4 protein-coding genes and 2 pseudogenes are annotated in these 9,230 nt (G+C 65.5%); 3 read left to right on the forward strand and 3 right to left on the reverse strand.

Annotated features, from left to right (window positions below):
- A pseudogene (locus FRC96_RS00530) lies at nucleotides 1-1,823 on the forward strand (hypothetical protein); the annotation flags it as partial.
- A 115-nt stretch (nucleotides 1,824-1,938) separates the two neighbouring features.
- Here FRC96_RS00530 and FRC96_RS00535 read toward each other — a convergent pair.
- On the reverse strand, nucleotides 1,939-2,274 hold the full coding sequence (locus FRC96_RS00535; RefSeq protein WP_146972095.1) for a hypothetical protein: 336 nt from the start codon (nucleotides 2,272-2,274) through the stop codon (nucleotides 1,939-1,941).
- A gap of 196 nt (nucleotides 2,275-2,470) precedes the next feature.
- On the opposite strand from FRC96_RS00535, the gene FRC96_RS00540 reads away from it, so the two are divergent.
- On the forward strand, nucleotides 2,471-5,245 hold the full coding sequence (locus FRC96_RS00540) for a PPC domain-containing protein (RefSeq protein WP_146972096.1): 2,775 nt from the start codon (nucleotides 2,471-2,473) through the stop codon (nucleotides 5,243-5,245).
- Between the two features lie 155 nt (nucleotides 5,246-5,400).
- On the opposite strand, the gene FRC96_RS00545 is transcribed toward FRC96_RS00540, so the two are convergent.
- Together FRC96_RS00545 and FRC96_RS00550 are read right to left on the reverse strand one after the other, a co-directional pair.
- Nucleotides 5,401-5,766: a putative signal transducing protein gene (locus tag FRC96_RS00545; protein WP_146972097.1), complete on the reverse strand. Its 366-nt coding sequence runs from the start codon at nucleotides 5,764-5,766 to the stop codon at nucleotides 5,401-5,403.
- A 152-nt stretch (nucleotides 5,767-5,918) separates the two neighbouring features.
- Entirely contained in the window at nucleotides 5,919-7,403 is a 1,485-nt protein-coding gene (locus FRC96_RS00550) for a hypothetical protein (RefSeq protein ID WP_146972098.1), read from the reverse strand.
- Nucleotides 7,404-8,010: 607 nt separating this feature from the next.
- Between FRC96_RS00550 and FRC96_RS00555 the strand changes: the two are divergent.
- A pseudogene (locus tag FRC96_RS00555) lies at nucleotides 8,011-9,230 on the forward strand (solute carrier organic anion transporter); the annotation flags it as partial.

The raw sequence follows: 9,230 nt of genomic DNA on the forward strand, positions 1-9,230 counted from the left end.
CCTCCGCTTGCACCACCGATCCGGTCTGCGGCGACGACGACATCAACGTCGACGGCGAAGTCTGCGACGGCACCGACCTCGGCGGCCAGACCTGCCAGAGCCTCGGCTTCGACGGCGGCACACTCGCATGCTCCGACACCTGCGGCTTCGACACCTCCGCTTGCACCACCGATCCGGTCTGCGGCGACGACGACATCAATGGCGACGGCGAAGTCTGCGACGGCACCGACCTTGGCGGCCAGACCTGCCAGAGCCTCGGCTTCGACGGCGGCACCCTGGGTTGCTCCGACACCTGCGGATTCGACACCTCCGCTTGCACCAGCACGCCCTTTGCTTGCGGCGACTTCGAAGGCCCCGAGTCCAACAACACCTTAAGCGACGCCACCACCGTCGACATGGAAAACCTGCCCGTCCAGGACGCCATCTGCGGCAGCGATGAGGTCGACGTCTACTCCTTCACCGCCACCCTGGAATGCGAGGGCGACGCCGTCATCACCTTCGGCGAAGGCGACGACGTTCATGACGTCTACCTCTACAATGTCTATGGCGAACTTCTGGACTTCGACGAGTCCGACGACGCCACCAAGACCTTGAGCACCTCCACCTCGATCAACGGCGACCCGCGCACCACCGGCTTTTTCGTCGTCATCTTCGGCCGTGAGGGCAGCGAGAACAGCTATGAGATCGACTTCCAGAACGTCGTCTGCGAACCGCTGGCGGCCTGCCCGGTTGACGACCGCTACGAAGGCAACAACACCCTGACCACCTCCACCCCCATCGAGTTCCGCACCATCCTCGACGCCACCATCTGCACCGATGACGTCGACTACTACGACATCAGCCTGCCCCTGGGATGCCAGGTCACCGCCCAGATGCAGCCGGAGAGCGGCCAGGACTTCGATCTTTTCCTGAGCACCGCCACCCGCCAGCTCGACGACAGCCAGAGCGGCGCCGGTCTGGTCGATGCCGTGCAAGGCGGCAGCAACACCAGCTCCTACTACCTGCGTGTTGAGCCCTTCGGCGGCTCCACGGGCACCTACTCCCTGCGCACGGACGTCGTCGACATCACCTGCGCCGACGCCCCCACCTGCCCCACCGACGACGCCTTCGGCCCCAACCCCACGCAACAAGACGCCTACCCCCTGGAAGGCCCCTCGGCCATCCTCGCCGGCGCCATCTGCACCCCCGACGACGACTTCTACAAGATCTTCGTCCCGGAAGGCTGCAAGCTCGACAGCACCCTGGAGTTCATCCACGCCGACGGTGATCTCGACCTTCACGTCTACGACACCGAGGGCCTGGTCGCCAGTTCCAGCCTTAGCTCCACCGACAACGAAGCCGTCTCCACCGGTGTGGTCACCGAGGGTGGCGTCTACAACATCGGTGTCGAGGGCTACAATGGCGCCAACAACACCTACCGCCTGCGCAACACCATCACCTGCGCCGACCCCCTCGACCGCCTCAGCTGCCCGGCCGATGACGTCTTTGCACCCAACGGCGACTTCGCCTCGGCGATCGCCATCCTCCCCAACAACAGCTTCGACGCGGTCCTCTGCCGGACCGAGGATGAGTCCTTCAGCTCGGACTTCTACCGCCTCGAAGTCCTCTCCAGCGGAACCCTCGACGCGTCCATCTCCTTTATCGACGAGAACGGCGATCTTGACCTGAGCCTCTACAACAGCGCCTTCGACGTCATCACCGACTCGCTCAATTTCGACGTCGACGAGGAAAGCATCAGCACCAGCGTCACCCCCGGAACCTACTACCTGGAGGTGCGCGGCTACGGTGACGGCGTCTATAACCTGGAGACGAGCGTCCAATAACCACGCGCACCGCCCCACCCGGGGCGGTGCACAACTTCAGGTACCGCACAAAAAGCCGGCGCCCCCACAGGGTGCCGGCTTTTTTCATGTCCTGGCCTCACTCCCCCGACCCGCTCTACTCCGCCGCGCTCTCCGCCTCGACCGGCGCCACCCCGTCGGGCTTCCCATCGCCCAGACACCCGCAGAGCCTGCCCCCCTCATTGATCCAGTCGCCGTAGGCATGCCCGTTGTGGCCGCGCTCCCGGCAGCAGGTCGAGCACGCCTCACTATCCTCCAGGTTCTCGCACGCCGGATAATAGGCCTTCTCCACCTCGGCCAACTCGCTGAACATCCCCACCCCCAGAAAGGCCGCCCCCCCGCAACACAGCGCGCTCAACACGGCGGTGACGCCCAGCACAATCAACACGATCTTCAAGGTCTTTTTGTTGTCTTCCCGCTGCTCCGTCTCCATCGTCTCTCCTCGCAAGGATGGGCCACACTGCGCTCATGGCCCTACATGGCCACACATTGGACATCGCCAATAAATCATGAAAAGGTGACCGCCTTCTTCGCCACCGCCGACGCTCGAACGCCACCTGAGTGGCGGACACCGTAAACGAATCGGCGTTCTTTTTGGAACCTCCGTACGCCCGCTGATGGAGTCGTCTATGCGCCCCAGTCTCTTCCCCACGCCCTCGCCGCGCAAGCCGCTCGGCTTCTCGATGCTCGCCATCTTCTTCGCCCTCGCGCTCAGCGCCTGCGGCGCGGATGACGACGTCCGTCCTAACACCGACGACACCGACATCATCGACGAGACCGACGCCGGCGAAGACACCGACGCCGATCCCGATGAGGACACCAACCCCGACGAAGACACCGGCGAAGACACCGACATCGACCCCGGCCCCACCTGCGGCGACGACCTGGTCGAAGGCGACGAGAGCTGCGACGGCACCGACCTCAATGGCGAGACCTGCCTCACGCAGGGCTTCGACGGCGGCGAGTTGGGTTGCGACGCCTCCTGCGGCTTCGACACCTCGGAGTGTTTCGACGACGTCCCCGAAACATGCGGCAACGACGAACTTAATCAAGAAACCGAAGCCTGCGACGGCGAAGACCTCGGCGAAGAAACCTGCCTCACGCAAGGCTTCGACGGCGGCGAGCTGGGCTGCACCGAGAGCTGTGGGTTTGACATCTCGGGCTGCTTCTTCGATCCCATCTGCGGCGACGACCTGATCAACACCGACGACGAAGCCTGCGACGGCGCTGACCTCGCCGAACAGACCTGCGAAACCCTGGGCTTCGACGGTGGTTCCCTCGCCTGCTCCGACACCTGCGGATTCGACACCTCCGGCTGCACCACCGACCCCATCTGCGGCGACGACCTGGTCAACACCGACGAAGAAGCCTGCGACGGCGCTGACCTCGCCGAACAGACCTGCGAAACCCTGGGCTTCGACGGCGGCACCCTCGCATGCTCCGACACCTGCGGTTTCGACACCTCCGGCTGCACCACCGACCTCATCTGCGGCGACGACCTGGTCAACACCGACGACGAAGCCTGCGACGGCGCTGACCTCGCCGAACAGACCTGCGAAACCCTGGGCTTCGACGGCGGCACCCTCGCCTGCTCCGACACCTGCGGTTTCGACACCTCGGGTTGCACCACCGACCCCATCTGCGGCGACAGCGCCGTCAACCAGCCCTCCGAGTCCTGCGACGGCGATGACCTCAATGGCGAAACCTGCGTCACCCAGGGCTTCGACGGTGGCACCCTCGCCTGCTCCGACACCTGTGGCTTCGACACCTCCGCCTGCACCACCGACCCCATCTGCGGCGACAGCGCCGTCAACCAGACCTCCGAGTTATGCGACGGCGCCGACCTCAATGGCGAAACCTGCATCACTCAGGGCTTTGGCGGCGGCACCCTCGGCTGCAACGCCTCCTGCGGCTTCGACACCTCCGCCTGCACCGCCGCCCCGGTCTGCGGCGACGCCGAGGTCAATCAGCCCTCCGAATCCTGCGACGGCATCGACCTCAATGGCCAGACCTGCGCCTCCCTGGGCTTCGACCGCGGAACCCTGAGCTGCAACACCTCCTGCGGATTCGACACCTCCGCCTGCATCACCGACCCCATCTGCGGCGACGACGACGTCAACCAGCCCTCCGAGTCCTGCGACGGCACTGACCTCAACGGCCAGACCTGCGTCAGCCAGGGCTTTGGCGGCGGCACCCTGGGTTGCAACGCCTCCTGCGGATTCGACACCTCCGCCTGCACCGCTCCCCTCGCTTGCGCCGACGTCGACTCGGGCGAGCCCAACAACTCCCGGGCCCAGGCCACCGTGCTGACCTCGGGCGTCGCCTACGACGCGGCCATCTGCGCTGACGACATCGACCATTACATCCTCGACGCGGCGGTGGGCTGCTCCATCGACGCCGACCTCATCATGACCGGCTCGACCTTCTCGACCAGCCAGGACATCGACCTGGAACTGAACACCGAGAACATGCGCCTCGATAAGAGCGCCGCCGGTGGCAGCACCGCCGAAAACGTCAGCGGAATGGCTTCCACCAGCCGCTACTACCTCAACGTCGAGCCCTTCAACACGGCCACCTCCGCCTACACCCTGACCGCGAACGCCGTCAGCTGCCCGGCCGCCCCGACGTGCCCCACCGATGACATCTTCCAGCCCAACGACGACGTCGACGCAAGCTACGCGCTCGAAGGCCCCCTGGCCTTCTTTGACGCTGCCCTCTGCGTGGCACAGACCGAAGACTGGTACGAGATCTACGTGCCGGCGGGTTGCACCATCAACGCCGACATCACCTTCACCGATGCCAACGGCGACCTCGACCTCTACCTCTACGAACCCACCACCTTCTTTGATGTGACCAACTTCGTCGTTCGCGGCTTCTCCTCCTCCGACGACGAGACCCTCACGCACGCCGCCACCGCCTCCGGCGTCTACAAGATCCGGGTCGACGGCTGGAGTGAGTCCACCAACACCTACGGCTTCCGCACCGAAGTGCTCTGCCCGGCCCACCTGGAGCTGAGCTGCCCGGCTGACGATATGTTTGCGCCCAACCACAGCGCCGACACCGCCGTCCCCATCTCCCCCAGCGACGTCGTCGACGGCATCCTCTGTGGGGAGCGCAGCACCTTCAGCGTCAGTGAGCACTCCGACTTCTACGAGATCGCCCTTCCCGAATCCGGAAACCTCACCCTGAGCCTCCTCTCGCACCACGCGCTCGGCGACCTCAACCTCGCCCTGCTCGACGCGTCCGGGAACCCGATCCAGATCACCGATACGCAGCAGAGCGACCGCGAAGAGCTCGTCTCGATCTTCCTCGTCCAGGGCACCTACACCCTGGAGGTCTACGGCAACACGCCCGACGACTTCGGCAAGTACTTCCTGCGCACCAACTTCGAGCCGACGCCCTGATCGACGTCACAACGCACAGCGTCTGAGCACTCAGGCATAAAAAAAGGCCGCGCCCCCGCGCGGCCTTTTTTGTTTCCGGTTCAACCCTGCCGGCTCCGCCTCACACCCCACATCGAAATCCCCTTCAACATCAACCCCTTAGCCCCGCCCAACCTTCAACCTCCCCGCAGCATCCGAGCGATCTTTCCGATCACCCCGCCTTTCCCGCCCTGACCGCCCTCATCCTCACGGCTCGCATCCTCCTCGGCATCGAAGAGCGCGGCCTCCTCCTCGTCCACAAACATCGAGTCCTCCAGAAACCCGTCGGAGGTATCGCTTAAAAGCGCGTAGGCCCGCTGCGCATCCTCGCGACGCACCCGCACCTTCACGCCCCCCACCGCGCTGCTGATCCCCCCGTAGGCCGCCACAATCCCCTCATCCTCCAGCGCACACGGGATCTGGGCGTCGGCCAGACGCGTGCGTGCAATATGGGCGTCGACCTGGGAGGCGTAGGAGATGATGACGATGGTGTCGTCGAGCATGGGCAGTCCTTATCTGGCAGATACCGTTCTGGCGGGTGCATCCCGCCCGGAGGCTAAGCCCCTTAAGGGCCCTGCACATTCCTGCGACGCATCCCGAGGTGATGACTCAGCCTTCCCCTGCCCCTCATCATCACCCTCCCAAAACACGGCGCTTAAAAGCGCTCGATGCTCACCACGTCGCGCGCGCCGGGGTGTTCGGCCGCGGTCCAGATGCGGTCGTGGGCGCGCTCATAATAGAGATCTTCGGCCCCGTAGACCCAGTTCACCGAGGTGTTCTGGCCACCCGGACGCCCCTTATAAAGCCTTCCGTCGCTGCCATCCTGACTCGACGAAGACACATAAAAATCACCGCCGACCCGTGTTCCGCCCTGAGCGCGGGTCTGACCTACCACCAGCCCCTCGGAGGCAAACGTGCTACCCTGGCGCGTCTCCAACAATCCGGTGGCCGCATCCAGCGGCCAGACCACCATCTTTCCCTGCGCGTGATCCGAATAATACTCCCCGGTCACCAGCGCCGGCGGATCGCTCTGTCGATCCAGCCCCACGAACGCAAAACGCACCCGACACGACGCCGACGTCAGCCGGTAGCGCGCGATCCGCGGCACGGCAAAGAGATAGCCGTGCGCATCACTGCGTCCGCCGCTGATGCCGATCGCCCCGGTATCATCGGTGTGGCTGGGCCGAAACATCCGCCCCAGATCGTAGACGCGGATCCCCTGCACCGTATCGACCACGTAGAGGTAGCGCCCCCACCACACGATGCCCCCGGCGTGCAGGGCGTTGCCGCTATCGTACGACGCGCTCTCAAAGTCGACCTGACCGCCCTCCTCCACCGGATCGACGAGCAAGAGGTGTCGGTAGCGCACGTCACTCAGGTCCGTGATGTCGGCCACGCTCAGCCGCGCCCCCTTGGTCGGCCGCGCCTCGGTCTTGTGGTACCAGCTCGTCATGAGCACCCGCCGCCCCTCCACAAGCCCCGAGGCATCGGCGTCGCTCGACCCGCTGATGCCCTGTGGGTACCAGTAGCTGACCTCATCATCACCGCTGTTCCAGCGAAACCCCGCAGCTCCAAGCCCGCTCAAGCGCGTCTGGGTGGCGCTGCGCACCCCGGCACGCCCCTCACGGTTCAGCGCTCCGAGCACATCGGCCATGCTGCGGGCCTGCCCCCCGGCCTCACCGGTGACCCGCGCCAGCAGGCGGTCGGCCAACGCCTCGCCATCGGCCATCGGATCTTCGAGCGCGAGCTCAAACGCACACCCGTCGAGCCCCCGCATCTGCCCGAGCGTGGTGTTTACATCCACCGCATCACAATCGGGCGTGCCCCCACACGCCCAGACCGGCTCCTCATCCACATCGGGCGTCACGTCGTCGTCCGACGCGTCCACGACGTCCGCAACGTCGTCCCCACCATCGGCACCAACCTCACCGACATCCCCGCCCCCGCCGGAATCCCCAACATCTTCAACATCTTGCACGCCCCCACCATCGTCCGCATCGAGCGCGGCGCTGTCCTCAAGCCCCCCGGCATCGCGCGCATCCACGCCGCGCCCCGAGAGGTTGCCGGAGTTGCATGCTCCCAACCCCACAAGCGCGCTGAGCACCAGCGCCGCAACCATCTTCCGACCGTCTCGACCCATGTCCTTCCCCGCGCGCAACGTGCGTACTGACCACCCAAACAACTCAACGTCCCCGACGCTACGTCAGCCTCCCCTGGCGAGCAATCCCCAAAACGCCCCCCGGCTTCCGCGCCCTGGTCCGTCTCTCGGTCGGCACAACGTCGCGCCGCCCTGGTCCGTCTCTCGGTCGGCACAACGTCGCGCCACTCCGCGCCCTTGCCCGTCTCTCGGTCGGCACAACATCGCGCCACTCCGCGCCCTTGTACGTCTCTCGGTCGGTACAACGTCGCGCCAATCTACGCCCTTGCCCGTCTCTCGGTCGGACCACAAATCCGACATGCTGCGCCCCTGCCCCTCGGCGAACGCGCCCGAACCCCTCCGCCCCCTCATCAACACGCTTGCGTATCTTCTGGCCGCTGCGTCTCCAGCGCGTCTCTCCTCAACACGCCCCCCACACGCCCCATCAACGCCTTCTCACACGCACGCATTGGACATCTCGCCAGGAATATGAAAGGGTGCCCGCCTTTCACGCAACCGCTCGCCCGAAGACCGCCTAAGTGCGCGAAAACGTGGCCAAAACGGCTTAATCAACACGCTGCATAATGCACGCCCGATGCTGGAGTATCCCATGAACCGCCCCTTCGCCCCCACACCCTCGCCACGCAACCCGCTCAGCGCTCTGCTGCTCGTACTGCTGCTCGGAGTCTCCCTGAGCGCCTGCGGCACCGACGACGATGTCCGTCCCAACATCGGCGACACCGACATCATCGACGAAGATGCCGGCGAGGACGCCGACGTGGATCCCGGCGAAGACACCGGTGCTGACGCCGATGCCGACGAAGACACCGACATCACCCCCGGCCCCACCTGTGGCGACGACCTTGTCGAAGGCGACGAGAGCTGCGACGGCACCGACCTCGGCGGTGAAACCTGCATCACCCAGGGCTTCAACGGCGGCACGCTGGGCTGCGATGCCTCCTGCGGCTTCGACACCTCCGCCTGCGTCAACGAAGTCCCCAAAACCTGCGGCGACGACGAACTGAATCAAGAAACGGAAGCCTGCGACGGCGAAGACCTCGGCGAAGAGACCTGCATCTCCCAGGGCTTCGACGGCGGCGAGTTGGGCTGCACGGAGAGCTGTGGCCTGGATACCTCGGGTTGCTTCTTTGATCCCATCTGCGGCGACGACGAGGTCAACACCGACGAGGAAACCTGCGACGGCGCTGACCTCGACGGTGAGACCTGCGTCTCCCAGGGCTTCGACGGCGGCACACTCGCATGCTCCGACACCTGCGGATTCGACACCTCCGCCTGCATCATCGACCCCGTCTGCGGCGACGATGACGTCAACCAGACCTCCGAGTCCTGCGACGGCACCGACCTTGCGGGCGAAACCTGCGTCTCCCAGGGCTTCGACGGCGGAACCCTCGGCTGCAACACCTCCTGCGGATTCGACACCTCCGCCTGCACCATCGACCCCGTCTGCGGCGACGATGACGTCAACCAGACCTCCGAGTCCTGCGACGGCACCGACCTTGCGGGCGAAACCTGCGTCTCGCAAGGCTTCGACGGCGGAACCCTCGGCTGCAACACCTCCTGCGGATTCGACACCTCCGCATGCACCATCGACCCCATCTGCGGCGACGACGCCGCCAACCAGACCTCCGAGTCCTGCGACGGCACCGACCTGGGTGGTGAAACCTGCGTCTCCCAGGGCTTCGACGGCGGAACCCTCGGCTGCAACGCCTCCTGCGGGTTCGACACCTCCGCATGCACCATCGACCCCGTCTGCGGCGACGACACCGTCAACCAGGGCTCCGAGTCCTGCGACGGCGCTGACCTGGGTGG

Origin of the sequence: Lujinxingia vulgaris, from assembly GCF_007997005.1 — a bacterium.
Classification (GTDB): domain Bacteria; phylum Myxococcota_A; class Bradymonadia; order Bradymonadales; family Bradymonadaceae; genus Lujinxingia.